This is a genomic window from Mesobacillus persicus (genome assembly GCF_900109925.1).
Classification (GTDB): Bacteria; Bacillota; Bacilli; order Bacillales; family Cytobacillaceae; genus Mesobacillus_B; species Mesobacillus_B persicus.
Map to the genome: position 1 here is coordinate 245,031 of NZ_FOBW01000002.1, position 24,330 is coordinate 269,360.

Consider the following 24,330-nt stretch of genomic DNA (forward strand, 5'->3'; position numbering starts at 1 on the left):
AATGTACGGAAAATCTGGATTTATAGTTATAGGAGAAAGGAGTGATAGTTTGATAGTAAAATCTAGGCAAGTATCAGGGGAATTAAAGCTTATGCGAATACTAAATGCTCGAATGGAGTTAGAGGATAAGGACAAACAAAATTATTTTAACCTTGAGAAGGGATTTGAAGGAGAGTTAAAATTTGATGCTTTAATGACAAATCTTCAGCAAGAAAGGTTGATTCTAAATGACTTGTTGCTCGAAAAAAACACCACAAAGTTCCAGATAGATTCCTTCCATATTGCACAAGCTACAGTTTATCATTTTGAAGTTAAAAACTTTGAGGGAGATTACTATATTGAGAAAGATCGTTTTTTTACCTATTCAGGAAAAGAAGTCCTTAACCCATTGCACCAACTAAGGAGAAGCGAAACCCTACTTCGCCAGGTATTTCAAAATTCAGGATTTTCCTTTCCGATTGAATCGTATTTAATTTTTGTGAACCCCTCATTCACCTTATATCAAGCCCCAAAAGACCCATATATTATTTTCCCAACTCAATTAGATCGGTTTTTACTAAAGATGAATCGTGCCCCGTCTTCGAATCTGAATACAAGACACACTAAGCTGGCTGAAAAGTTATTAGCTCTTCATCAGATCGATGACCCTTATAAGCGATTGCCGTTATATAGCTTTGAGGGGGTTCGTAAGGGGGTGATGTGTGGTTCTTGTTATTCGTTTGATGTTTCAGTGGGGGAATATTACACAATTTGCAACGATTGTAAATGTACCGAAGAAAGTGATAACGCTATATTACGAAGCATTTCGGAATTTCAATTACTGTTTCCTGAAAGAAAAATAACAACTAGTATTATTTATGATTGGTGTGAAGTGATAAAGTCAGTAAAAACAATTAGAAGAAATCTGGCAAAAAACTTTAAACAAATTGGATATGGGAAATGGGTCTATTATGAAAATCGTAATTAAAATACTTCTTTTAAGCTAGTTTTTTTAGGAGGCGCCTCAGGGGCTGCATGTAGAAGTTATTCTATGTTACCGCTCCTGCCCACTTCCCTCCTCTTACGGGCACATAGAACCCCTCTATTTTACCGCCCCTATCCTTTTCCCTATTCTCACGGGCACATAGAGCCCCTCTATTTTACCGCTCCTACCCTTTTCCCTACTTCTACGGGCACATAGAACTCCACTATGTTACCGGTCCTGCCTTTTGGTATCGCACATCGAGCCTGATATTCCGGATAAAAACAAAAAACCCCCATCCAAGGGAGTTCTTATAGCTTCACCATACTAATATTCGTAATCGGCCGCTCGAGCCATTCTGAGGCGATATCAGAAAATATCGTACTCGAACCTGTCGTGAAAAACTCATGAGTCGGCTCTTCGCCACTCGTGTTTAGAATCTGGTTGTGATATAGGAGCGTGCTCACTTCACGTGCGGTCTCTTCGCCGGAACTGATGACATTCACTCCTTCCCCCATAACCTGCTTCACAAGCGGTTCTAGGAGCGGATAATGAGTGCAGCCAAGAATGAGGGTGTCTAGCTCCTGATCTTTAAGCGGCGCTAACGTTTCTGCAACTACTCTTTGTGCAAGCAGGCCGTTGTATTCTCCACTCTCAACGAGTGGGACAAACTTCGGGCACGCCAAACTAACAACATTTGTTTTGCGATTAATCGATTTTAGCGCCTGTTCATACGCTCTACTTTTTACCGTTCCCACAGTTCCTATGACGCCAATATGATAATTATTCGTGACTTTAATCGCTGTTCGTGCGCCTGGGTGAATCACCCCGATTACAGGTATTGGTAGCTCTGAGCGAATTTCCTCAAGCGCAACCGCTGTAGCTGTATTGCAGGCAATAACTAGCATTTTTATTTGTTTTTCCATTAAAAACTGAGTGATCTCCCATGTGAATCTCAGCACCTCTCGTGCAGACCTGGGACCATAGGGGCAACGGGCTGTATCCCCTAGATAAATTATCTGCTCATGTGGGAGCTGCCGCATAACTTCTTTTGCCACGGTTAGACCACCCACACCTGAATCAATTATTCCTATTGGTCTCTTCAACAATCTCGCCTCATTCTCCGCGCATTTCATGATGTAATTTTGAAAGATTTTCCTTTAGCGTGACGATCTCAGTATCAGAGAAATCCACTAAAATATCCTGCAAATAGATTTGTCTTTTTTTAATGACTTCATCAATAATCCGCTTACCCTCATCCAACAAGTGGATACGTACAACCCTGCGGTCATTTGGGTCCTTCACCCTAACGACAAGTTCGTTTTTTTCCATGCGATCCACAAGGTCTGTCGTCGTACTGAAAGCCAAAAACATTTTATTTGATAATTCGCCTATTGTCATATCGCCGTCTTCAAATAGCCATTGAAGAGCGACGAATTGCGGCGGCGTGATTGTGTAATTACTTAAAATTTCACGGCCCTTTTGTTTAACGAGTCCAGCAATATACCTTAAATCCTTTTCAATATCCGCAACCATATCTAAATTTCGTCTATTTTGAGCATCGTCGAGTTTCATTTTTTATACAACTCCTAAACTCTATCAGTGCTCTTATTTTCTATGATTTTCGGGATAATTTCAAGAAGAAATGTAGCCGGCAAGAAAGAAGGGCTGTATTCTTTCTTGCCGAAAATTGATAACCGGCCCTCCTAAAAGGATGGCCGGCTTTTTAATCAAAGTTCTAGTTCTCCCATACGAAGGAGTTCTACAACTGCTTGTGAACGCCCCTTTACGCCTAGCTTTTGCATAGCGTTGGAAATGTGTTTAGGGAGTATAAAAAAGGCTACAATTTTCCAAGTGGAGTAAAGACATCAATGTTTCCATCTTTATCAATTTCCACTTTATGAAGAAGTTGTTGGAGAATCATTTGCAATTCTTTGACATCTTTATAATCAAGGTTTTGTAATTTTGTCAGTCCTGTTCTAATCTGTTCTTTGATTTCATTATCTGATACAATGGGTCGTTTTTTATCGACCTTAATGCCACGGAGTTTATCTTGAAGGTTTTCAATTTCTTTTTCATATTCATTCTTTTCGAACTGATATTGGTCTTCATCGATTTCTCCAAGTTTCCTATCTTTACGTAGTTCAAATAGAAGCTTTCGGTTTTCCTGAATCATTCTTTCGTATTTATCTTTGTCCTTCTCCTTCGTTTCTACATGATTATATGTAGGGATTTTTACACGTTCAGTGATTTCATCTACTTTAATTGCATCCTGAAGGAAAAGAGTGAGTTCGTTTAAAAGTTCATCACGGAAAGATTCATACGGAATCCACAGCCCATTTTCGCACCCAACAGTTCCAATCCGTCTTCTTCTGGAACAAATCAAATACCGATATTCTTTTTTTCCTTTTTTACTTGTTTTCATCGAAACAAAGTTACTATCACAATGGGCACACTTTGCTATTCCAGCAAAGGCATTAACCGCTATCCCTCTTACACCTCCCCGTTTTCCACCTCCACGAAGAAGTCTCATCTCTTGAGCTTTTTGAAATGTTTCATCATCTATAATTGGTTCCCAATTTTGTTCTTCGTTTCTCAACCATTTTTCCTTTTCTTTTTGAACAAATTTATTACGTCTGTTTTGCATGTCATCCACATCATCGTAATGTTTTTCTACCGTATATTTATTGAAGACGTTCCTACCTGTATAGGCTTCGTTTTGCAACATTCTTTGAACGGTTGTAATTCCCCAGAGCCCTCCTTTAGGACTTGGTATTCCTCTCTTGTTTAATTCTTCAATGATGGATTTCTCACCCATGTTCTGATAACAGTACCATTCAAATATTTGTTTCACGATAAGAGCATGGTCTTCCGATATCTCAAGTGTTTTTAAGTTACCTGTTTTTACTTTCTTATACCCAAAGGGTGCAAAACTTCCTGTAAAGTTTCCACTTCGAGCAGACTCACGAATTCCCCGTCTAGATGAAAGAGAAATTTGTTCGGAAAGTTTTTGGTTCACAGCAGAGATAATCGTAAAAATCATTTCATCATCTTTCTCTTGTGAATCATACGTATCATCAATGGAAATTAATCGAATCCCCAAAGCGTTTACTAATTTCCTTTTTAGAGTAACAGCATCCAGCGCATCACGGGAGAAACGGGAAAGAGAAGCAAATATTATCGTCTGGAAATATCCTTTTTTGGCATCTTCCAGTAACTCTTTAATTTCATCTCGAACAACAATACTTGTTCCTGATGATTTATCTTCATAAAAGAACTGTGGATCTAACTCTTCCATCCTTGCTTTTTCTAAACAAACCGCCTTTTGATGTTCGGGTGAATCTTTTTGTGATGCTTTTAATGTAGAAACCCGAACATAAATCGCAGCAATGTTTTCATTACTCATGTTAGATAACCTCCATCTAAACAAAAAAACCTCTTAGTTCATCCTAAGAGGTGTATTCTTTAAAACTATTATAATATTTTTTGTCATAGTCCGTTAAGACTTTTTTAATGGTGTTATCAACCAGTGCTTGAATTATTTCATCGGGTGTTTTATCGCTAGTGGATTTATGAAATCTAAAGTTGAACTTTTTTCCCTTCATAAAGTATCTCCCCCAATACCTTATCTATATGTGATGACCAGATTGTCCTATGTATCTATCAGTTAAAATCACTTACTAATCACTAATCATTTAGCAACTTGTAAGTAGTATACAATCGATGTATAATGAAACCAAATTTATTTTCAAATTTTTTTAGAAAAGGTGAATCTTTTATGGAATTTGGGGCATTTTTAAAACGGAAACGGCTGGAGATGAACATTTCAGCACGAGAAATGTGCAGGTTGATTGATGTAAGTAATGGATATATGTCACAAGTGGAAAATGGGAAGATTGAGACGCCTAGACGTGAATTGTTGTTAAAAATCATGGATGTCTTACATATTGAACCTTCTGAATTAGAACCCTTTGGTTTTCAATTTCGAGAAAATGAAGATATCCAATCGGAGCATACTAAGATTCAACGAAGTCGTGTTCAGGGATTGATTGAAAAAGAACTGGCGATTTGCAGTGAAGCCGAACTAGAAGCCATCCTCACTCTGATTCGTGAATTCCCTGAATTGTACAAGATGTTGAGCAATAAAGAACAATACACTCGTGCAAAAGAAATGATTGGAGAATTTAAGACGTTTATGGAGTTTATGGAATTTAAAAGAAAACAATCCTCATAAAAATTATTCGTAGACATATAGATAAGGTGTAAGACAAGTAAGCTTGGATTACAATATTGCCTCCTTTCAATAAGATATTCTTCTAATGGGCTTGTGCATTGAATATTTTTTCCTCTAAAAGCATCCAATTTGGATGCTTTTTTTGATTTGCTATCCATAAGAGGTTATTGTGATTTATTTTTAGATTTCGTGTAATATAATGATTTATTTCAAAAGATAATTTAAATAGGAAGACTTTTTGCTTTCGTATGTTTTTATTTGTTAAAAGCATTCAATATTTTATTCAGACGTCTTATTGGTGAAAAATGGATTTCGATTCAATTTCCTGTGAGTTCCCTTCAAATTTTAACTTCAACATACGAAATTGGTGTCTGAAATGAAGGACTTAAAATGAAAAAGCAGCATCCTTATTTGGTGAATTTTCTTATTCGAACGAGGTTTAATACCCTTGTTTTACTTAATGAAATTATGGTGAAATGGTTAGTTTTCATCTAAGTATCATAGTGGATTGCTATTATGGTTTTATGAAGTTGTGAAGGAATGAAAGTGTGACGTCATGATACCACTTTTAAATAGAACGATTTTTGATCTAAGTTAATTGATGTTTTCTGTGTTTTTTTGTCATCAACTGTGTAAAATTGACCAAATAAAAAGATGAGGGCTGAAATGCCCTCTTTTTGTTGCTTAGTAATATTTGATGATCGTTTTTAAGTTGTACTTTTTCAAGAGTTCTTCTTGGTATCGTATCGCATTTGATTTTGACGAATATGCACCTATTTGAACACGATGGTAGTTTGAATAATATTTAATGATTGTTTTTAGATTGTATTTTTCAAGAAGTTCTTCTTGATACTGTTTTGCATTTGATGAATTGGAAAAGGCTCCGATTTGAATTCGGTAGTATTTGTTGGAGGTTGGTTGAGGGGCTTGTTTTTCTTTATATGTGATTCCAAAATACTTACAAATGCCTTTTGCGATTTCAATTGCACATTCTTGTCTATATGCGTCACTTTTTAGATAATTAATGTCAAACCTTGAATCCATAAAGCCAAGTTCTAATAAAATGGCAGGCATTTTTGTTTCCCTTAGCACATGGAAATTTGCTGATTTGACTCCTCTATTTTTCAATGGTGAACCTTTAATTACTTCATTATGTATAACATCCGCTAATTTTTTGCCTGTTTTTGAGTTTGGGTAATGATAGGTTTCAATTCCACCCCAACTTCCCCATTGTCCATTATTCGCATTTGCATGAATACTTACGTAAATATCCGCATTCTTTGCATTTGCGAGATTGGTTCTTGTGGATAAAGAAGTATCTGCATCTGTTGGAGCAACAAGTAATGTATCAAGTCCGTGTCTTTCTAATTCTACTTTTAAATGATTCATCACTGCTTTATTAAATTCATTTTCTCTCATCCCATCTGGACTTCTTTTTCCAGCAGTATTTGCACCATGACCATCACATAAAGCTACAAGTTTTCCCACGTTATCACCCCTTCATTTCAGCAATTTCAAACTCTAACTCTTTTACTTCTCTTTTTAAGTATTCATTTTCTGCTTCAAGTCGAGAACTCTTTGCCATTTCCACTTGCAATCGTTCTGCTAGTTCCCCGTTTTTGGCTTCTAGACTGGCAATTCTCTTTTCCAGTCCTGAAATGGTTTCTCTCATTTGATTAATAACTTGATTAAAATTGTTTACGTCTTGAGTTCTTTTTTTCAAAATGAACCCTGTGATAATCCCTAGTATCGTTGCAACGGCTGTGGCTAGGGCTGTGATTTGTGTTGGTTCCACATTATTCACCACTCTCTGATGTTGGAGGTTCTGACGGTTCTTCAAATGATTGATAGATTCCAAAGCCAATTACTCCATAACAAACTAAATCGACAAATTGACGGAACAGTTCTTGTGAAATCTCAATCTCATAATGTTTTAAAATCGGTTGAAGTATTTGCCACAAAAAACCCACAAATGCTAATAAAAATATTTTGTTTGTAAATCGCTTTTTCATGAAAACCCACTCCTTTTTTATTCCATAACAAAAGGCGAGTAAAACTCGCCCATTATCCATTAATAATAATCATAACATCCCATGCTTGTGCACTATCACCAATAAATACCCATTCACCAGTAGAAGGTTGGAATTTCCTTTGAATACGAGTACCATCAGGGTACCAAAAGCCATCACTACCTAATACCATCACTTGAATATTGCTATCAATCGGAGCAACAATCTTGTAAATACCGTTAATAGCGATGGTTGTTTCATAGGTTTTTTTTGTTGAGTTTTTTTCCCAAGGTGTCCATGCTCCACTTGTATATTGTCTTTGGTATAATCCATCAGCCCCGTAAATGATTTGAGCGGCACCACCATGTGAACTATGATCTATATGCCAACCATAATAAGTGTAAGAACTTGGAGCATTAATCATTCCGTACCCACTAATAAATTGTGTTCCTTTTGTTCGTAAATCATCTAAATTGGAATTTGTAACATCAACACTTCTTCCACCAAGTCCATAGTCACCTCGATGTAAAACCTTTTTCCAATCTTCCCATGTTCCATTTACTTTTCTTCTCGACCAATACCCTTCATTTCCAGTTGTTGTATAATAAAATTGCATGGCATAATCAAGGTCATCTCTTGCTTCAATATGAATGACATAACCGTTATGATGTGCGCCTTCTGGAATACCTGTTAAAGCATGAGAATGATAAAAACCTGTTTTATCTAGAAGGTCAATATTTTGTCCGTAAATGTTAATAGAATTTCCACCAATTCCAAAATCACCAATAGTCAACTTTTTATCTAAGGCATCTTGTAATGAAGGAAACTCGGCTATATCATGCGTATGGTCAAGGTCTGCTTTGTTAGTCTCAAGTGCATCAAGACGACTATTCATCAACGTATGGTCATCATTTGCGACTTGATCTTTCATCGCTTCAAACCATTCTTGCCAGTCTGTTTCGTATTCTCCTGTTTTGGTGTTATACCAATTTTGATAATTATTGAAAATCGATTCAGTATCTGCTTGAATGAGGGAATTGATCCAACCAGCACGTGAGGAATCCATTCTTGTATCAAGTACATTCGCTTGTGTGATATAAGGTGCAGCCGCATTAATCGTCACTTCAGCAAGTGCGAGTTCATAAATGACGGCTGTTCTTGTTACTTCGGGGGCAATTGGATTTTCTGATGGAGTTCCTTGAATTACTTCGGCTGTGATTTCTCGATTGTTCATATTTAAACGGATGACCACTAAATCTTTTCGTTTTAATACCCCATCTGCAATTTCTATTGGAAGGGTTTTTGGTAAGGTATTGGCATATAAATACCCATTAATAAACGCTCGTCCAGCTTCTACTTGAATGTTGTATGTATTATCGGCTGTTACTTGTAAACTAGTAGATGGAGTGGGATGTATTCCATTTGTTAGAACACTACTAAAATATTCTGCAAACGAACTCGAATCATATTTTCGGTCTCCACCTACACTATTGAAAAAATAGCTTTTTTCCAAACTTCCTCAACTCCTTAATCTTCAAATTTCACTTGGGTTTGTGATTTTTCTTGGATGATGGTTTCAATCACCGTGACAATCCTTGAATGTCTTGTGATTCCGAATTTTTCATTGACCACTGTTACGAAATCTCCAACAAAAAAATCTTTTTGGAACACTTGTGGAATGTCTTCATTTAAGATAAAGGTGAAATCATCAAGTTTATAATTTCGAAAAAGTTCCAGTTTCCCTCTACTCTCTAGTAACTTTCTTACCTGTTGGTCGGTTAACGTGGTTGTTTCGTCAATTCCTTTTCGAATATCCACGGCATCACTAAACATTTCAAAACGATCCCAGCCTGTTAATCCACTTGATTCATTCACTTCTACCTGTATCGGTGTTTCATCTCCACTTTTTAGATACACGGCATTTTTGTAATGTTTTTGACTTAAAAATAGCAGTTCATCTCGTGTATCGCCCCAATTTGCTTTCCAAATAATTGGAGGATGTTCGCTGTTTCCAGTGGTTAAATCTTGCCCAATATGAAAGGATAAGTTGATATTAGCTGGGGTAAGAATCGTTCCGTCACTTGCATATTCAGGATAAGGATTAAAATCAAACTTTACGCTCATCCCTAGTTGTTTAGATAGTTCACTAATCACGGTATAAAGGTTTTCGCCGTAATAACTAACTGAGATGTTTTCTCCCTCATCCACAATGGTAGGTAAAAGCAAACTATCAATTCTTCGATTGGAACTTGCGCCAGACCCTAGATTTTGCTGTATTAAGGTATAGAGAATTTGTTTCATGTTGGCATTCATTTCAAATGGTTTGGAGATAATTCTTTGATTTAAAATTCCTTCTACTCCATATGCCCCAACAAAAATGGTTCGTTCAATTTCGCTGATTTCTAGTGTGTGAACACGATATCCTTTTTTTCCTTTTCCTTGATGAATCACATCTCCAATTTTTAGTGTTTCATATACTTCTTGTGTGTAAGGGATGACTAGATTGACAACATCACACTCATAAAAATGATGTTCAATGGTAACTGTATTGATTTCTGTAATCACCCCTTTTAATACAAAATTGGTGCTAAAGATATACCACATTAGATGCCACCTACTCTTTCTTGGTAGCTAATGGAGATTTCCATATATTCTTCGCCTTGGTCTGCTGCCATTCTAAAAATGTTGTCGGAACGATGCAATTGAATAAAATCGCTATTTAAATTCAGAGCATAAAAGAAGTTTTCTTTTACTCCATTTCGGATGCGGGATACTTCTTTTTTTCTTCCAGTATTGATGATGACTTCATCTCCTGGATTTAATGTAGCATTCAGCTTAATCTGTTCTTGGGTATACACATTAAAAAGGGAAGGATTTGTTACGGTTTGAAGGGCTTTAATTCGAATTTCAATGGGTGCCTCCATGGTTCCACCATTATAAATGCTTTCAATTAAGGTGGCGTTTCTTTCCCCAAAAACCACTTCATTAAACTCTAAGGGAAATTCAAATAAGGGGTTGTTGGTTGAAAAGGAAAATTGTTTCGTTGGTCGATAGAGGTAAGGGTCAGGGGCTACAAGTTGGAGGAAAAAGGTTTGGTAGGTTTTGTTTTTATTTTCCCTATCGTTTCTGAAAACAGGGAAAGAGGTGGGATAGGCTTTGATTAAATAAACCTCACCATGCTCCTCAATCTCAATGGTGACTTCTTCTTTCGGATTACTGATTTTAAATAAGAGTTGTTTTTGCTTTTTCACCCATGCTTCATTTTGTCCATAACAATTGATCATTCCTTCAATCTCGATATCACGTGTACCATATCGTGAATAAAGATAAAGTCCCCCATCTGCTCCTGTTTGGGTAATGTTTACATCTGCTTGAAGTCCTGAAAAATTCGGTTTTTTTAATAACTTAAAAGGGTATCCCGATAGCGATACCCTTTTTCCTTCTATGGATAATGTTAGATTCATCTTCTCGGAATACCTCCTTGATAACTCATTTTTCGTAAGGTTCTTTCCATGTGGGTGGCTGTTTCAAACGGATTATTGCTATTGATGACGATATTCGGGGAGAAATTCGTGGTTTGTTGGACAACGGTTGAACCACCTGTGCTTGAACCTAAGTTATTCGCCATTTGTGCCAACATTTTTTTCGACTCTTCATGAGTAAAGACTTGCGTTCCTCGTGGCATATCATACAGTCCGAAGTCTACGAGTTTTAATTTGTTTCCAAATTTAGCAATCTCAAAGCCTTCTTCCCCTAAGAATGCCATCCCACCAGGTGCATAACTGGTTCCATCGGCAAAACCAAAAATCGATTTTGCGCCTTGTGCAACAATATCTACTACTTTTTTGATACGTGTACCTAAATTGTTGTAGGTTCTGTCTGGCAAGGTTCGAACATTGATTTGTTTTCCTGTTGTATTATCTAATTCATGATATTTTTTATCTTCTTTGGTTTTGGCATTGACTTGTTTATCGATGTCTTTTCCTAATTCATCATTGTAATCTCCTGCAAATTGCGTTAAATCAATGATTTTTCCTTTTGAGGTTTCCAATCCACCAATTTGGTTGTCGATGTGTTGAACCATTCTTTTGTATTCATCTGTGTTCCTTCTATTGGCAGGGGTTTGAGCTTCAAGTTGTCTTTTTTGTTCACGCAATGCTGAAATCTTTTGCTCTAACACTTGCAACTGATTTCCTTCTTCCACTGCTTGAATGGCGACTTCTTTTGAAATGCCTTGACTTGTTAAGTAATGAATTTGTAGTTGTCTTGTGATTTGGTCAAATTGCTTTTGTTTGATCTGGTTGTTGTTGATTTGTTCTTGCAAATCAATGGATTGCTGATGCGTTTCGGATGATTGTTTTAACAACTCGTCCGTTTTTAATTTAAGAAGACCTTTTTCCCATCCGTATAATTCAATCGTGTCTGCAATTTGTTCCCGCTGTTCATTGGATAAGTCTCTATTTGACATCGTAATTGCCAAATCTTGCATCTTCTGGTCAAGAAGTTTTCGGTGAGCCTTCTTTTGCTCTTCCGTTTTCTTCGTTAGAACTCGGTCAATCGATTCTTGTTGGATACTTAAATCCATTCTTTCTTTAAATAGATTGTTTGCTTCTTTCAAGAGTTTTTCTTGATTACTCCAAGCATTGTAGAATTGTTTTTCAAGTTCAAGTGTACTCATTTCCAACAATTCATGATTGTACTTTTTCAACTCTTCTGTTGTTCCTGCAATTTTATTTCCTTGTTCTGTTACTTTTTCAGTCGATTTTGGAAGAGCTTCTGTTACATCTTTGTTCAGTTGCACCATTTGACTTAATTCCTCATTGGTGAGTCCTGACTTTTCTTGAAGTTGTTGCATTTGTTGTTGAATCGACTGGATAACTTCTGGATCTGATTCCTTTTGCAGTCTTGTTTGCAAGTCTACGTATTGAGCAAATTGGTCATTGGAAAGTTTGGTTTTGTTTCGGAGTTCATCAAATTGTCCAATTAATTTTGAGGTGTCTTCATATTGGGTTTGGAATTGTTCGTGTTGAGCAAGGTTCACTTCTTTCAATTTTTCTGAATCTTTTTTTAAGCCACTTATTCCAATGGCTAAAGCTGAAATACCTGCAACGGCAAGTCCAATGACACCTGTGGGTCCCATTTTCGTAAAAATACCTAGTAACCCTGTGCCTGCACCTAACGATTTTGAAAGACTTCCTCCCATTTTTAACAATCCACCAAATGCCGAAGTGAGACTTCCCACAACCCCTATGATTGGAGATAGAGTCGCTCCCAGTATGACAATGGTCGCTGTCCATTTAATGGTGTCTCCGTCTAAACTAAGTAAAAACTTGGCTACATTTGAAATGGCTTTTCCTAAAGGTGCTAATACATCAGTTGCAAATTTAATCCCATCTCTAATGACTGTATCCCAATCAATTTTGTCAATTTCGTTTGATAAACTATGTAAGGCTCGTTCAATTTTTGGCATATATCTCTCAGCAGCAGACAATAATTCGTCTCCGATTGGCATGAGTGCCGTTTTAAATCCACGAAGGACTCGTTGTTGTCTTTGACCGAAACTTTCTTCCATCGCTTTTTTCGCTTCTTCTGCTACGTTTGTGACATCATCATAGGCATCGTTCACATCATTTAAGGATTCAATGACCTTCATGGCGTTATCTTCACCAAGAGCAGACCAAATTTCTGAAGCTTTTGTTAGTTTTTCTTGTTGGTTTTCTGCTCCTTCTAAGTCTTTGATGATGGACATCATGACTTCTTTAGCCGTTTTTTCTCCTTTTTGGAATTCCTTGAAGGTGTTTTGTGTTTCTTTTGAGAAATCTGCCATATGTTCTTCAAATCTTCCGTCTGTAAAGGAGATGCTCATTTCTTTCACTAGATCGTTCACTTTGTCTAGGTTGTAGGCGCCATTGTTCACGCTTATACCCTGTCTTTCGACATATTTATAAGGGGCTAGACTATACCATCAACTCTTTTGAGTTGCCTCTTGGTAGTCGTTGAGAGCTTTCCATATCACTAAATGACTTAGGACTATCTCTGCTGATTGCCCAATCCATTTCATTTTCAGATATTCATAACATTTCTATTATAAATTACTAGAAAAGGCTCTAAAGGGGTTTCCAGCATATTCGAGGTTTACTTATATCATCACTGATATAAGGGGCTTATATATTAACCCATTTTCTAAAACAGCAAACATTTCATTGGCTTCAAATCCTGCTTGATTCCATAACTGACTGTATTCAGCCACATTGTCTTCAAGTTCCATGGATTTATTTAGTCCTCGCTGTGCGCCACGAATCATGTAATCGAAGGCTTCGTCTGAGGTTATTCCGAAGTTTTCCATGAGTCCATTGATTCCTCGCAAGGATTCATTTAGGTCTGCTCCTGTTACTTTTGTTAAGGTAAAAGCACTTTCGACCACACGGTTATATTCACTAGGGTCGATTCCTTTTAAGTTTTGTGAAACCTTAACAATGGCATCTCCCACTTCATCAATGGATTCTCCCCATCCATTTGCCCAAATGTCTTGTGCTTGTTTGGCATATTTGTTTGCTTCTTCTTGTGTAGCACCAAGACGCACTTGAATCATGGTTTGTGCATCATCTACTTCTTTTGCCGCATTAAATGCAGCCGCTCCAATCGCTCCAAATGCTCCTGCTATGACCGTTCCTGCCATAGAAAATGCTTTACTCATGGGTTCAATTTTTTGGGATAAATCACTGATTGAGTTCCCAGCATCCTTCATTTGTTTGCTTACATCTTCTAGTGCTTGACCCATTTTGTAGGAAACGGTTGACTGCTTTTTCATTTCTGCATTCAACTGTTTTAAATCGGCTTCTTTTTTCTGAATTTGCTCTCCAAGTTTTTTGTATTGAGCTTCCGATTTCCTCATCGCTTCAACAGACTTGTAGTATTGGGCTTCGAGTTTTTTCTCTTCCGCTGAACCTTTTCCCTTTGTTTTAATCGCTTCATTCCATGCTTGTTCCAATTTTTGTGTTTCTGTATATTGAGAAGCAATCACTTTTTCAAGGGATGTTTGTTGTCGCTTTAATTCATCAATGGAAGCGTTGTATTTATCTACTCCCGCACTGCTTGCTTTAAACTGATTGGATGCTGCTTTTACATCTCGCTTAATGGCAGCAAGGGATTTTTGCATGTCTTGGTCATCAATGTTGATGGCAATACTTAATTTTCCAAGTTCTGTGGACACCGATCACCACCTCCTCACCATAATTGATCGATGAACCCTTGTTCGACTTCTTCTTCTTGATTCATCACTTCGAAATACCAGTGGACATCCATTTCATCAATGTCGTTGAGTGAAAACCCACTTTTCATTAGATTTAAATACATTTCCTTGATTAATTGATAAGGATCTTGGACTACTTTTTTTTACTGTCTTCTTCCCCTGTGGTTTGTCCAACTACATGCTTGATGCTATCAATCACGAGTTTCACTAAATCTCTTCCATCGACATATTCATAGATATCTTCAAGTGAAAATTGGTTGTTGAATACCTCACAAACAAAGAATAAGACTTCATCTAATGTATCTGCTGTGAGATTATCCAAATCGTATTCTTTTGTAATCACTAACGCTTTACGGAATAATTTTGCCTTTGCTGGTGGTGCCATGTATTTCTTTTCGTTTAATTCAAGTATCATAAATTTCCCTCCTAAAATCGTAAATAATCAAAAAAGAGAGGAACTTGTCCTCTCTTCATCGTTCATTCTTATACTGCTGGTGTTGGTGCGTAAACCGCATTAAACCAATTTGCAATCACGTCTGCATTCACTTCTGGATCGTTTGAATCGACTTCATATTTCCAATTTTCATCTTCCCGTACAACAAACGTTCCATTAATGGTTTTTGTTTGATATTCAACCGATTCGCCTTTGGTTTGATAAGAATCTGCTGGAATACTAAATTGACCCTTCAACATCCAAGTGAGTCTGTCTCCTCCAGTTGACAATGGACTTTCAAATCCGAACGCAACATAAGGCGCATTTTGCTCTGCCTTGTATTCTAAAACGCCATCCGCATTTTTAGTGATGCCTAATAATTGTTGACGAACGTCGCTTGATAATTGATCCAACTCAATCGCTACTTCGATTGCTCCAAGAGCTGTATTTGTTTCACTTGCTTGGTCATCTGCATACAACGTATTGGTATTGATATTTGGTGTAATGGTAATATTGATTGCTTTTCCCATTTTTACTGGTACTTCATATACTGGTGTTGCACCATCACTTGTTAAAATTGCAAAATGTGGCTTTTTAGCCCCGATAACTACTCCTGCCATTTATAATCACGCTCCTATTAATCATTAAATTTAGTAAATTTAAAACGAATGCTTTTTTGGTAATACTCATCTACATACATATCAGGACTTTCATTGACTCTGATTCCACCAATTTCTCGCATTTTTTGTTTGATTTGTTCTACTAAAGGGATGTAATCTCCCTTTGAGAAGACATTGACTTGAAAGAAAAGATTGGTGGCTTGTTCTTCATCATCACTCGCAAGAGCTTCTCTTGCATCGTATTGTGAATAGGTGATGTAGGTAGTTTCTTCACCATCATAGGTAATGAACTCAACAGGGACTTGTAAGGATTCTAATGAAGTTTTAATTAATGGATGATTCATAATCCCAATCCTTTCTTGAGTTCCTCTTCAATAATGTCTTGCATTTTCTTTTTTTCGTTATGGAATGTCTTTTCCATAAAGGGTTGTGCACTCATTTTCACGGTCCCAAATTCTAAAAATTGGCTCCAATATGCTTGATGAGTATGGACAATTTGACCTTCTTCGTTATCAGATGGTTCAAATCTGATATTTTCTTCGAGTGTTCCATAGTACAGATTTTCCTTTGTGAAATAATGGTCATCTAACTTTTTGGCTTCTTGTTTTAATTCTTTTTCGGTATGCTCTGCTGCTTTTTTGGTTGCTTCTTGTTTTAGTGAAATTGCTTCACGACCCATTTTCTCGATTTTCTTAAAAATGTCATTCATGCCATTTACATCGATTGAACTTTTTGCCATTAGACCACCTCACTTGCTGAAACTTCCAAAAAACGTTTCTCAAATGTTTTGTCTTGAACACTTTGAATGATAAAATCTTTTCCTTGGTACCGAATACGATGGTTTTTATTGATTGTTTGATAGCGAAGGGTAAAAACAATGGTCACTTCTTCAAATTCTTTATCGTTCTCTACTTTTTTAGAACGCTGGTATGTATGGATATCTGACCATGTTTTTTTTACTTCCACCCATTCTTTTTGTTTAAAACCATTGGTTGTTTCGGTTTGGACTTCTTCTATCAATGAAATCCGATGTTTCAATCTTCCTATATTCATGAGAGATCACTACTTGTATAGGAAAGTTGTGTCAAAATACTTTCTAACGCAAATTCAAGCGATTTACTTGTTTGACCAATTAATACAGTGTTGCGATTTTCATGCCAATGAGCAATTAAAAACCGTTGTGCAATTCCAAACAATTCATCCTCTTTGTTTACATTGGAATGTGTGGCATTGACGAGATACGTTTCAGACGCCATGAGTAATGAAGTTAGAAAACTATCATCATCTGGATAATCAATTCTTAAAAAATCTTTTACATCTTGTAGAGAAACCATTATTCATTCACCTTCTTTTTAGGTGATTTTTTGACGGTTTTCACTTCCTCAACATATTGAAATTTTAGTAACTTTTCCGCTAATGCTTTTGATAAATCAGCCGTCTCATTTTTCTTTAACTCATATTCAACACCCACACAATCAATAAGTGCTTTTACCTTCATCTAATCCCTCCTTCAAGAAGAAAAGAGGGTGTTATACCCTCTTATTAAAGTGCAAGTTCACCATATACAAAGCTTTCAGCATCTTTTGTTTTTACTTCTTCACGTTCAATCGCTCTGAACAATGTCACGTCAGTTAAGTAAGCGTCACCTGCAACGTCACTTGCGACAATATCTGTACCTTCTCTTTCGAACATGACAACTGCTTCTTTTAAGTCCCCAATAATCATTGGAGCTTTTGGATTTGCTGGGTCAGTAACATCGGATGGTAAATCTTTGTTAGATACAACAACTACATCTACGCCAAAGACTTGCTTACCTGTTGGGCTAGTTGCAGAAGGTTGAAGTAAATAGTTACCTTGTCCATCTTTTAATTTGTCTAAGTGATTAAAGCCATCTTGGTTTGTTACAATTTTAGATGTATTTCTAAATGCTGGGTCTAATTGAACATTAATGACATCTTTAATATCATCAGTACCCGCAATTGCTGTTTTTGCCTTTTTAGCAAGTTCAGCAAGGATTAATTTGTTACGTGTTACACGAGACTCATCACCAATCCATTGAACTAACGTATTTTCAATTGCTTCGTCAGAGTCCTTTAATAGTTCATTTGTTACTTTGAAGAAACCAGCAAATTTTTTCACAGCATATGCCATGTTTGTGAATTGTGGAGTAGATTTTTCAAGAATTTCGCCATTTTCCCCAACTTCAGCAAATCCAGTTTGTTGGCTACGTGCTTTAAATACTCTTGAACCAGTTGGAGCTTTTACCTTTTCAACAGAGATAAGGTTTTGTAGGGCATCTTTAGATTCTCTTAAATTGTTTATCTTCGTAAGCACTGAAGCTGGAACAGTGTATCCACCATCAGCACTAGAACCTGAACTCATCGCATTTTTGAATTTTGTACGAACACCATTGATGAAATTTTTCACTTCATCATTTTTTGCTTTTGGTTCTGTAACCACTTTATTTTCGATAGTGCTTTTCTCTTCTTCAGCCAAAGCAACTTCTAATTCGATTTGGTCTTCAATTTTCTTGATTTCAGGAAGTAAGTTTTTAGCTTCCTCGATTTTTCCTTCTTCACGAAGTGCAATAGCCTGACTTTTTAATGCATTTTTTGATTCCAATAGTTCTCTTAATTTTTTATTCATTGTGTAATTCCCCCTTAAAATTGGCATAAAAAATACACCTGCGTTGAGGTGTTTAGTTTGAAATATAAATTTTTTAGATTAAATCAATTTCGAAATTTAGATTTTCGATTTCAATTTCTTGTTTTTCCTTGTCAATCGCTTCATCAACGACTTCTTTCATCGTTTCTTTATCCACATTGACTGTTACTGTAAGTTTTGGATCTTCTTTTTGTTGAGGTTCGGTTTGTTGAGGATCTTCTGTGGCATGATTCGAAGTGGATTTAATAAATTCTTCTGGAGCATTCTTGTATTTGTTAAGAAACTCTGTGCTTATTGCTGCGATTTCTTTGGCTTCTACTACTTCATCACATAGCCCTAGTTCTTTACATTCTTTTGCTGTAAGCCACGTTTCAGCATCCATGATTTCGATTAGTTTTTCACGAGTTAATTCAGAGGATTTTCCTAAGTAGGCTTCTATTAAACTCTCACGGATTTTGTCTAAATCGTCTGCAATTTTTCTAAATTCAATGGCATTTCCGTAGAAACCTGTCATTGGGTTATGTAGCATTTGCATTGAATTGGACGGCATTATTACTTTATCTCCTGCACTACAAATCACTGAAGCAATTGAAGCAGCTAATGACTCAACATAGATTATTACTTCTGCTTTATTGCGCTTCAACATGGAGTGGATTTGTTGACCTGCAAAGACATCGCCGCCTGGAGATGATAAATATACTTTTATTTGGGATACGTCACCTAAAGCGTCTAAATCTTCTTTAAATTTTTTCGGAGTGACTTCATCCCCCCACCACGACTCACTAGCGATTTCTCCATACATTGTGATTTCACCAATATTTCCATTCTTAATGACATTCCAAAATTTCTTCTTCACCCTATCACCTCCTTTCAAAGGCATAATAAAAAGCCCTATTTTTTAGGACTACCTTGTTCAACTCCTGCTTTTGCTTTCTGGTATTCATCAGCAGAATCGATATCAATAAAATTGAGACTTCTGTAATGCTTATCCCCATTTTCAATTGCATTCATTTCTTCAAATTTTCTAATTTCATTAATAGAATAAATTCCTGCTTCAATCATGGTTTTATAGAATTGACTGCGAGCAACACTATCAGCACGCATGGCAGATGATAAGTTGAATTTGACATATAAGCCTTGTTTTTGTTCACTTGGCGTAAACAACTTGTAATTCAACTCTTGCTCAATTGCAATCGCTTCAGGCATCAATGTATCCATTACAAAGCTCATAGTCATTTGTTCGATGTTATTAAACGTTGCTGATTCAAGTGAATTCAACATATGTAATGGAATGTTATAAGCACGTGCAATTTCTTCGATTGAAAACTTTCTAGAAGCAAGGAATTCTTGGTCTGCAAGATTTAAGGTGATATTTTGAAATTCCATACCTGAATCAAGCACAGCTACTTTTTGTTCATTTCCTTTTGAGTTTGCTTCCATCCAGTGTCTTCTCACAGCGTCCTTTGCATCCTTTGAAAGTTGGGTGGGAATTTTTAACACGCCACGGGTAAGCGTTCCTTGGGAGTAAAAGCTCGTTATGTATCGATCTTGTGCGGTTATTAAGCCAGCCGTTTCCCTGAGGACATCAATTGGGGATTTTGGGGTAATTCCATCAGTCGTTAAATACGTAATCACTAGCAATTCTTCTTGATTGTATACATTTGTTTTTCCATCTTTAGTAGACTCCACATAAAAGATTTTTCCTGAGATATCTTCTACAATATCTACTCTTGATGGATTTAAAGGATACAAACCAATGACTTTCCCTTTTCTATCTGTATTAATCCTGCTGTAATGAACACCCTCTGTACCTCTATGGGTTTGCAACAAGTGAACAAAAGTGAAAGTAGACATTAATGGGTTTACTCGACCAGAAAGTAATTGTGCAACAGGATGATCATACACTCGTTCACGACCCTTTTCAGTTTTTCGATAAACATGAATCGGTAACTTTGCTAAACTGTTTGCCTTCAAATTCACCGCAGCATAAATTGGCGATAAATTAAGAGCTCCTTCGTTTGTGATGACTTCACCTGCATTTGTGTTCGGTACTGACTTAAAGAAGTCATTTAAACTCACAGCATTCTTTGGCTGAGTAAAGAATTTTGATAGTAATCCCATTTCGTTTCCCTCCTTTCCTATTAAGATTTAATGCTATAACCCTCTTTTGATGTATTCGGTTAGCTTTTGCCACTCACCAATATCAAAGAATCGTATTTTCCAAATTCTTAAATAGGAAGCATTTCCAAGTAAGCAATGAAACTTATATTTTTTAAAATATTGTGGGTTATCAATTTTAAATTGCATTTCACTCTTCTCTGATTGCCAAGTTGTTGTAGAAATATCTTTTTGATAATCTAACTCAACCTCTGTGCCATCATCATTGACGCCAAAGATTTTCCAATCCTTTGGTTGAGCAAGTGACGTTTTAATGGCGTATCCGAAAAAGGCTTGATGAGTTGGCAACTCGACTTGTAACCATGCATCTCTTGCATAAGATTCCGATGGTTGCCAGTATTCAACCATGGCATTATTTGCACTCCCGTTGTCTTCATAACGGTTAAAGACATAAACCGCTTCCTCTGGCTTTGTTGAAGCGTTGAATCCATACCCGTTGACATTGTATCGGTCGGAATAAAGGCTATAAACTCCATTCCCATCCAACTCTCCGTCCAAATTAGGAATGCTTGATGCTTTATTTAAGCCATAAACATACATTTGTCCGTCTTCTTCGTTGTACACTTGTTTGCCTATGTTTTGTGCTTTTTCTTCTTCTAGTGGATCTGGAAATTCAAGGGCAGTTTCGACACTTGGCACACCTTGGTTTCCACCTGATGTTTGTTGTATTAATTTCTTTATAGTTCCTTTTGGAAAAGGTCTATATGGCATGATGTTTTGCCCCCTTTATTAAATGCATTACACGATAAATTGAAGAATTAAAGGAATTTCACTTGCTGGTGTTGAGACTTCAAAACTTTTAATGGTGTCTACAAAATCTCCTACATAATCACCGTCAAATAATGTAATCCCTTGTGCTGCTTCTCCACCATTTATGGTCACTTTAATGTTTGCACCTGCTTGTTTTACTACAAATGCATACGCATCTGTTGGCACATTTACTGTATGATTGACCAGTCCATTGGTGGCACTGATTTCTTCTTCAACAATTTTAGTGGTTCCTCCACTAAACGACACACCGTTTGCGTCTTTTTTTAACTTGAACATGTAGTTCCCCCCTGTTATTTTTCTTTTTCCCTCGGTTTCATGCTATAAAGTAACGAAATCGTTAAGAATATGACGCCCAGTAAGTAAAACCCTACGTACACATTCAAAAAGAACGTTGGCACGATAACCAGCAATAATCCGATGCAAAAGAGCAAATCATCTATGTATTTCTTCAAATTTCCACCTCATTTCTGGTTAAAATGAAAAATCATCACTTAAAATGTGTTCATTCATGTCTAGGTAATCCCCTTCTAGAGTGAATGTTCGTACATGGGCATTTATCAGACTTGCAATCGGGTCAATTTTTTCTGATGACTTGCTTTTATCCAGTTGTTCATTGAGATTGGCATCACTACGAACAACGGCATTTGAAATACTCCATGTTAAAACAGGATTAGAGTTGTGTTTGACTTTTCCGTTATAGACTCTCTCACGAAAGTCTTTTGTAGGAAGCGATAAGGTTGCATATCCTTGACGAGCCTCTACAACAACAAATCCTTTTTTCTCCATGTTTTGCATGAAATACATCGCTTGCCAAGGGTCTGATATGATTTCTCTTACATTCCAGTCATATTGTTTTGCTAGTTCTTCTATGTAGACCTCTACGAATTCAAAATCAACCACAGCTCCTGGGATTGAAGTGATCCAACCTTCTTGAATCCATAAATCATATGGCACTTTACCTGTTTGTATTTTTTCTGGTAACGTTTCTTCTGGTAAGAATGAGTGATTATGTACATAAAGGTGTTCATCTTTGACAAACAAAAAAGTTACACTTGTTAAGTCGTTCTTTGTGGATAAATCCACGCCAACCACACAAGGTAACCCTCTTAAATCTTCCAGCGTATAATCATCTTCACATTTCTTCCATTTGGATAAATCCATATAGCCGTTATCTCTCATCTCGACCCAAATGTTCATGTTTTTGGTTAAAAACCCTCTTAATTTACTTTTTTGGTCTAAAGCCGTCTTCAACTCACCTCGTAAGAAGTTCATACCTTCTTCGTAAGTTGTAGAAATTGGGCAACTTTTAGCCCACAAGGTTTCATCCTTTATGTCATCGCCTTTATCCAGTTCACAAATTAAGGCAAAGTATTCATCATTCTCAATCGGATTATCAGGGTCAAGAATCTTAGAAACATATTGATATTCTTGATAACATGGACTTGATAAATTAAAGCCAGCAGTTGTAATAATAACGATTAATGGTTGTTTTCTTGCCACCATACCAGATGCTAATACTTCGTAAACTTCTGAAGTCGGATGCAGATGGTACTCATCAAGGATGGCTAGGCTCGGATTCGTTCCATCACCAAACCGTCTCGCCTCTCTACTTAGTGCTTTAATAAAACTTCCACTCTTTAAATGTTTGATTTGATGGTATGAATCGCTAAATTTACCTTCTAATAATTCACTAGCCTTTATCTGAGATAATATTTCGTTATATACGATATTGGATGTATCCTTTGACCATCCTCCGATATATGTTTCAGAAATTTCATCACTTAAAAAAGTTTCATAACTTGCAATAAGACTTAAAAGTTGGCTCTTAGCTTGCTTTCTGGCAATTTGAATATAAACTTTGCGTATTCTTCGATAACCAGTCTTTTTGTTTTTCCACCCAAAGATGTTCGCCACGATAAACAATTGAAAATCAGTGAGTTCAATAGGTTCTCCTGCAAGAACTCCTTTTGTATGTTTAAACATTTTCGCCCATTCGTAAAAGTGGTACACTTCTTCAGTATCAAACTCGTATGGAAAATCCTCACTTTGTGATTTATCCAAATCATTGACGAATCGCCTAACAGCTTGTATATGTTTTTTACACGCTATTATTTTTCCATCAATAACATCACTACAATAATTCACAATTCGCTCGATTAATTCCATTACAACTTCCCTCCAAATAATCTTTCTTCTTTGGAGAGTGGTTTGTCATCTTCTTTCGCTTTAGGAACAACCAATTTACAACGGGAAGAAATGGTTAATCCTAAATCACTTGATGCACTTCTGGCTTGTTTAAACAATTTATCTTGCATGGTAAGGAGTTTTTCATAATTTTCATTGATCACTTCAATGGTTTTTATTTCACCATCTTCAGTAACTTCTTGGAGAGTTTCAGTTGGAGACATTTCGAGGAGGGTTAGTTCAATGTTTAAGTATTTCTTTTGAACCATGAGAAACCGTGCCAGTGCATCCACATCCAAATTGCTCATGATTCCAATCTCAACAAGTTCATCACTTATTTTCTTGAATTCTCTTTTTAAATCAGAGGGTAAATACTTCGGTGCTTTTACCTTATCCGACTTGGCTTTCACTTCTTTTTTCTTGCGTTCTTCAATCTCTTTTTTGGTGAGATGTTTTTTGCCCTTTGCAAGAACCAATTCTAACGGTTGTTTTTTTCCAGCCACGGTTTTCACCTCCTTTTCAAAACTTTTCAGTGGGGAAGTTTGTGTGAGTTTAAGGGCGGCGTTTTACAAACCTTGATATATCAACGTTTTGCGAGGGTGGGGGTATCCCTTGGTACCATTGACTTCCCAGTGACTATATAATATTTTTTCATTATTTTTCATCGTCATTATCACCCCATTGGACAATACTCTCACGCTTCTTTTTCTCTTGTGCTGTTTTTAAGTTGTGATGCTTATGGCATAAGCTCATTAAGTTTGTGAGTGTACTCCGCAACGAGAAGTCATCTTGAAGTTCCACAATGTGGTCAACGACATCTGCTTTCGTATAGATACCTGCACCTCTACATTTCACACAAAGGTAGTGATCTCGAACCAATGCTTGTACTCTTACCGTCTTCCATTCTTTCGACTGGTAAAACTTCACATGCTTTTGATTCCGAACAAAACGATTGTATTGTCGTTGCTCTGCTTTCTTCTCACCTTTATGACCTGTACAGTAATCTTCACGTGTCAAATGTGGA

The 24,330-nt window shown here is 36.7% G+C and carries 28 protein-coding genes and 1 pseudogene; 2 read left to right on the top strand and 27 right to left on the bottom strand.

The features are described from left to right. Position 1 precedes the first annotated feature (1 nt). Positions 2 to 967 carry a nuclease-related domain-containing protein gene (locus tag BMX30_RS03785; RefSeq protein ID WP_090741351.1) on the top strand — a complete coding sequence of 322 codons (966 nt, stop codon included), beginning with the start codon at positions 2 to 4 and terminating at the stop codon, positions 965 to 967. A gap of 305 nt (positions 968 to 1,272) precedes the next feature. Here the strand turns inward: BMX30_RS03785 and racE are convergent, their stop codons facing one another. From racE to BMX30_RS03805, 4 genes and pseudogenes are all read right to left on the bottom strand, one after another. After that, on the bottom strand, positions 1,273 to 2,067 hold the full coding sequence (racE, locus tag BMX30_RS03790) for a glutamate racemase (protein ID WP_090741352.1): 795 nt from the start codon (positions 2,065 to 2,067) through the stop codon (positions 1,273 to 1,275). A 10-nt stretch (positions 2,068 to 2,077) separates the two neighbouring features. After that, a complete protein-coding gene (locus tag BMX30_RS03795) occupies positions 2,078 to 2,536 on the bottom strand; it encodes a MarR family winged helix-turn-helix transcriptional regulator (protein ID WP_090741354.1) in 459 nt (152 codons plus the stop codon). Positions 2,537 to 2,691: 155 nt separating this feature from the next. Continuing rightward, positions 2,692 to 2,781: pseudogene (gerE, locus tag BMX30_RS03800) on the bottom strand (spore germination transcription factor GerE); the annotation flags it as partial. Between the two features lie 20 nt (positions 2,782 to 2,801). Next, complete coding sequence (locus BMX30_RS03805; RefSeq protein WP_090741355.1) at positions 2,802 to 4,367, bottom strand: recombinase family protein; 1,566 nt, start codon at positions 4,365 to 4,367, stop codon at positions 2,802 to 2,804. 372 nt (positions 4,368 to 4,739) lie between these two features. Here BMX30_RS03805 and BMX30_RS03810 point away from each other — a divergent pair, with 372 nt between their 5' ends. Beyond that, a complete protein-coding gene (locus BMX30_RS03810) occupies positions 4,740 to 5,195 on the top strand; it encodes a helix-turn-helix domain-containing protein (protein ID WP_170843784.1) in 456 nt (151 codons plus the stop codon). 684 nt (positions 5,196 to 5,879) lie between these two features. On the opposite strand, the gene BMX30_RS03815 is transcribed toward BMX30_RS03810, so the two are convergent. The 23 genes from BMX30_RS03815 to BMX30_RS03920 form a co-directional block, all read right to left on the bottom strand. After that, the gene (locus BMX30_RS03815; protein WP_090741359.1) at positions 5,880 to 6,683 is read right to left on the bottom strand and encodes an N-acetylmuramoyl-L-alanine amidase; all 804 of its coding nucleotides are present in this window, start codon (positions 6,681 to 6,683) and stop codon (positions 5,880 to 5,882) included. A gap of 4 nt (positions 6,684 to 6,687) precedes the next feature. Then, entirely contained in the window at positions 6,688 to 6,990 is a 303-nt protein-coding gene (locus tag BMX30_RS03820; protein ID WP_090741361.1) for a hypothetical protein, read from the bottom strand. A 1-nt stretch (position 6,991) separates the two neighbouring features. Next, positions 6,992 to 7,207 carry a hypothetical protein gene (locus BMX30_RS03825; RefSeq protein ID WP_090741363.1) on the bottom strand — a complete coding sequence of 72 codons (216 nt, stop codon included), beginning with the start codon at positions 7,205 to 7,207 and terminating at the stop codon, positions 6,992 to 6,994. Positions 7,208 to 7,259: 52 nt separating this feature from the next. Beyond that, on the bottom strand, positions 7,260 to 8,717 hold the full coding sequence (locus BMX30_RS03830) for a pyocin knob domain-containing protein (RefSeq protein ID WP_090741365.1): 1,458 nt from the start codon (positions 8,715 to 8,717) through the stop codon (positions 7,260 to 7,262). A gap of 14 nt (positions 8,718 to 8,731) precedes the next feature. After that, complete coding sequence (locus BMX30_RS03835; protein ID WP_090741367.1) at positions 8,732 to 9,808, bottom strand: Gp37-like protein; 1,077 nt, start codon at positions 9,806 to 9,808, stop codon at positions 8,732 to 8,734. Then, positions 9,808 to 10,668: a phage distal tail protein gene (locus BMX30_RS03840; RefSeq protein WP_090741369.1), complete on the bottom strand. Its 861-nt coding sequence runs from the start codon at positions 10,666 to 10,668 to the stop codon at positions 9,808 to 9,810. The genes BMX30_RS03835 and BMX30_RS03840 overlap by 1 nt, the downstream gene beginning before the upstream one ends. After that, complete coding sequence (locus tag BMX30_RS03845; protein WP_139195377.1) at positions 10,665 to 13,121, bottom strand: phage tail tape measure protein; 2,457 nt, start codon at positions 13,119 to 13,121, stop codon at positions 10,665 to 10,667. Before BMX30_RS03845 ends, BMX30_RS03840 begins: the two co-directional genes overlap by 4 nt. Positions 13,122 to 13,343: 222 nt before the next feature. Continuing rightward, positions 13,344 to 14,417, bottom strand: coding sequence for a phage tail tape measure protein (locus BMX30_RS03850; RefSeq protein WP_090741372.1), 1,074 nt, complete (start codon positions 14,415 to 14,417; stop codon positions 13,344 to 13,346). A gap of 172 nt (positions 14,418 to 14,589) precedes the next feature. Then, on the bottom strand, positions 14,590 to 14,871 hold the full coding sequence (gene gpG / locus BMX30_RS03855) for a phage tail assembly chaperone G (RefSeq protein ID WP_090741374.1): 282 nt from the start codon (positions 14,869 to 14,871) through the stop codon (positions 14,590 to 14,592). 68 nt (positions 14,872 to 14,939) lie between these two features. Further along, a complete protein-coding gene (locus BMX30_RS03860) occupies positions 14,940 to 15,509 on the bottom strand; it encodes a major tail protein (RefSeq protein ID WP_090741376.1) in 570 nt (189 codons plus the stop codon). A gap of 17 nt (positions 15,510 to 15,526) precedes the next feature. Further along, positions 15,527 to 15,853 (bottom strand): hypothetical protein, encoded by a 327-nt coding sequence (locus BMX30_RS03865; protein ID WP_090741378.1) that lies wholly within the window; start codon positions 15,851 to 15,853, stop codon positions 15,527 to 15,529. Beyond that, positions 15,850 to 16,248, bottom strand: a complete 399-nt coding sequence (locus tag BMX30_RS03870; protein ID WP_090741380.1) for an HK97-gp10 family putative phage morphogenesis protein — start codon at positions 16,246 to 16,248, stop codon at positions 15,850 to 15,852. Before BMX30_RS03870 ends, BMX30_RS03865 begins: the two co-directional genes overlap by 4 nt. Beyond that, the gene (locus BMX30_RS03875) at positions 16,248 to 16,547 is read right to left on the bottom strand and encodes a phage head closure protein (RefSeq protein WP_170843785.1); all 300 of its coding nucleotides are present in this window, start codon (positions 16,545 to 16,547) and stop codon (positions 16,248 to 16,250) included. The genes BMX30_RS03870 and BMX30_RS03875 overlap by 1 nt, the downstream gene beginning before the upstream one ends. Before the next feature lie 11 nt (positions 16,548 to 16,558). Further along, positions 16,559 to 16,843, bottom strand: coding sequence for a head-tail connector protein (locus BMX30_RS03880; RefSeq protein ID WP_090741383.1), 285 nt, complete (start codon positions 16,841 to 16,843; stop codon positions 16,559 to 16,561). Continuing rightward, positions 16,843 to 17,007, bottom strand: a complete 165-nt coding sequence (locus BMX30_RS23390; protein WP_170843786.1) for a hypothetical protein — start codon at positions 17,005 to 17,007, stop codon at positions 16,843 to 16,845. The genes BMX30_RS03880 and BMX30_RS23390 overlap by 1 nt, the downstream gene beginning before the upstream one ends. 44 nt (positions 17,008 to 17,051) lie before the next feature. Then, positions 17,052 to 18,155 carry a phage major capsid protein gene (locus BMX30_RS03885; protein ID WP_090741385.1) on the bottom strand — a complete coding sequence of 368 codons (1,104 nt, stop codon included), beginning with the start codon at positions 18,153 to 18,155 and terminating at the stop codon, positions 17,052 to 17,054. 73 nt (positions 18,156 to 18,228) lie between these two features. Next, entirely contained in the window at positions 18,229 to 19,029 is an 801-nt protein-coding gene (locus BMX30_RS03890; protein ID WP_244532497.1) for a head maturation protease, ClpP-related, read from the bottom strand. A 35-nt stretch (positions 19,030 to 19,064) separates the two neighbouring features. Next, positions 19,065 to 20,294, bottom strand: a complete 1,230-nt coding sequence (locus BMX30_RS03895) for a phage portal protein (RefSeq protein WP_090741389.1) — start codon at positions 20,292 to 20,294, stop codon at positions 19,065 to 19,067. A gap of 33 nt (positions 20,295 to 20,327) precedes the next feature. After that, positions 20,328 to 21,062 (bottom strand): hypothetical protein, encoded by a 735-nt coding sequence (locus BMX30_RS03900; protein WP_090741390.1) that lies wholly within the window; start codon positions 21,060 to 21,062, stop codon positions 20,328 to 20,330. A gap of 27 nt (positions 21,063 to 21,089) precedes the next feature. Then, positions 21,090 to 21,398 (bottom strand): hypothetical protein, encoded by a 309-nt coding sequence (locus BMX30_RS03905; protein WP_090741392.1) that lies wholly within the window; start codon positions 21,396 to 21,398, stop codon positions 21,090 to 21,092. A gap of 195 nt (positions 21,399 to 21,593) precedes the next feature. Then, positions 21,594 to 23,288: a terminase large subunit gene (locus BMX30_RS03910; protein WP_090741394.1), complete on the bottom strand. Its 1,695-nt coding sequence runs from the start codon at positions 23,286 to 23,288 to the stop codon at positions 21,594 to 21,596. Beyond that, positions 23,288 to 23,809: a phage terminase small subunit P27 family gene (locus BMX30_RS03915; RefSeq protein WP_090741396.1), complete on the bottom strand. Its 522-nt coding sequence runs from the start codon at positions 23,807 to 23,809 to the stop codon at positions 23,288 to 23,290. Before BMX30_RS03915 ends, BMX30_RS03910 begins: the two co-directional genes overlap by 1 nt. A 151-nt stretch (positions 23,810 to 23,960) precedes the next feature. Then, positions 23,961 to 24,323 carry an HNH endonuclease gene (locus BMX30_RS03920; protein WP_244532498.1) on the bottom strand — a complete coding sequence of 121 codons (363 nt, stop codon included), beginning with the start codon at positions 24,321 to 24,323 and terminating at the stop codon, positions 23,961 to 23,963. Positions 24,324 to 24,330 lie beyond the last annotated feature (7 nt).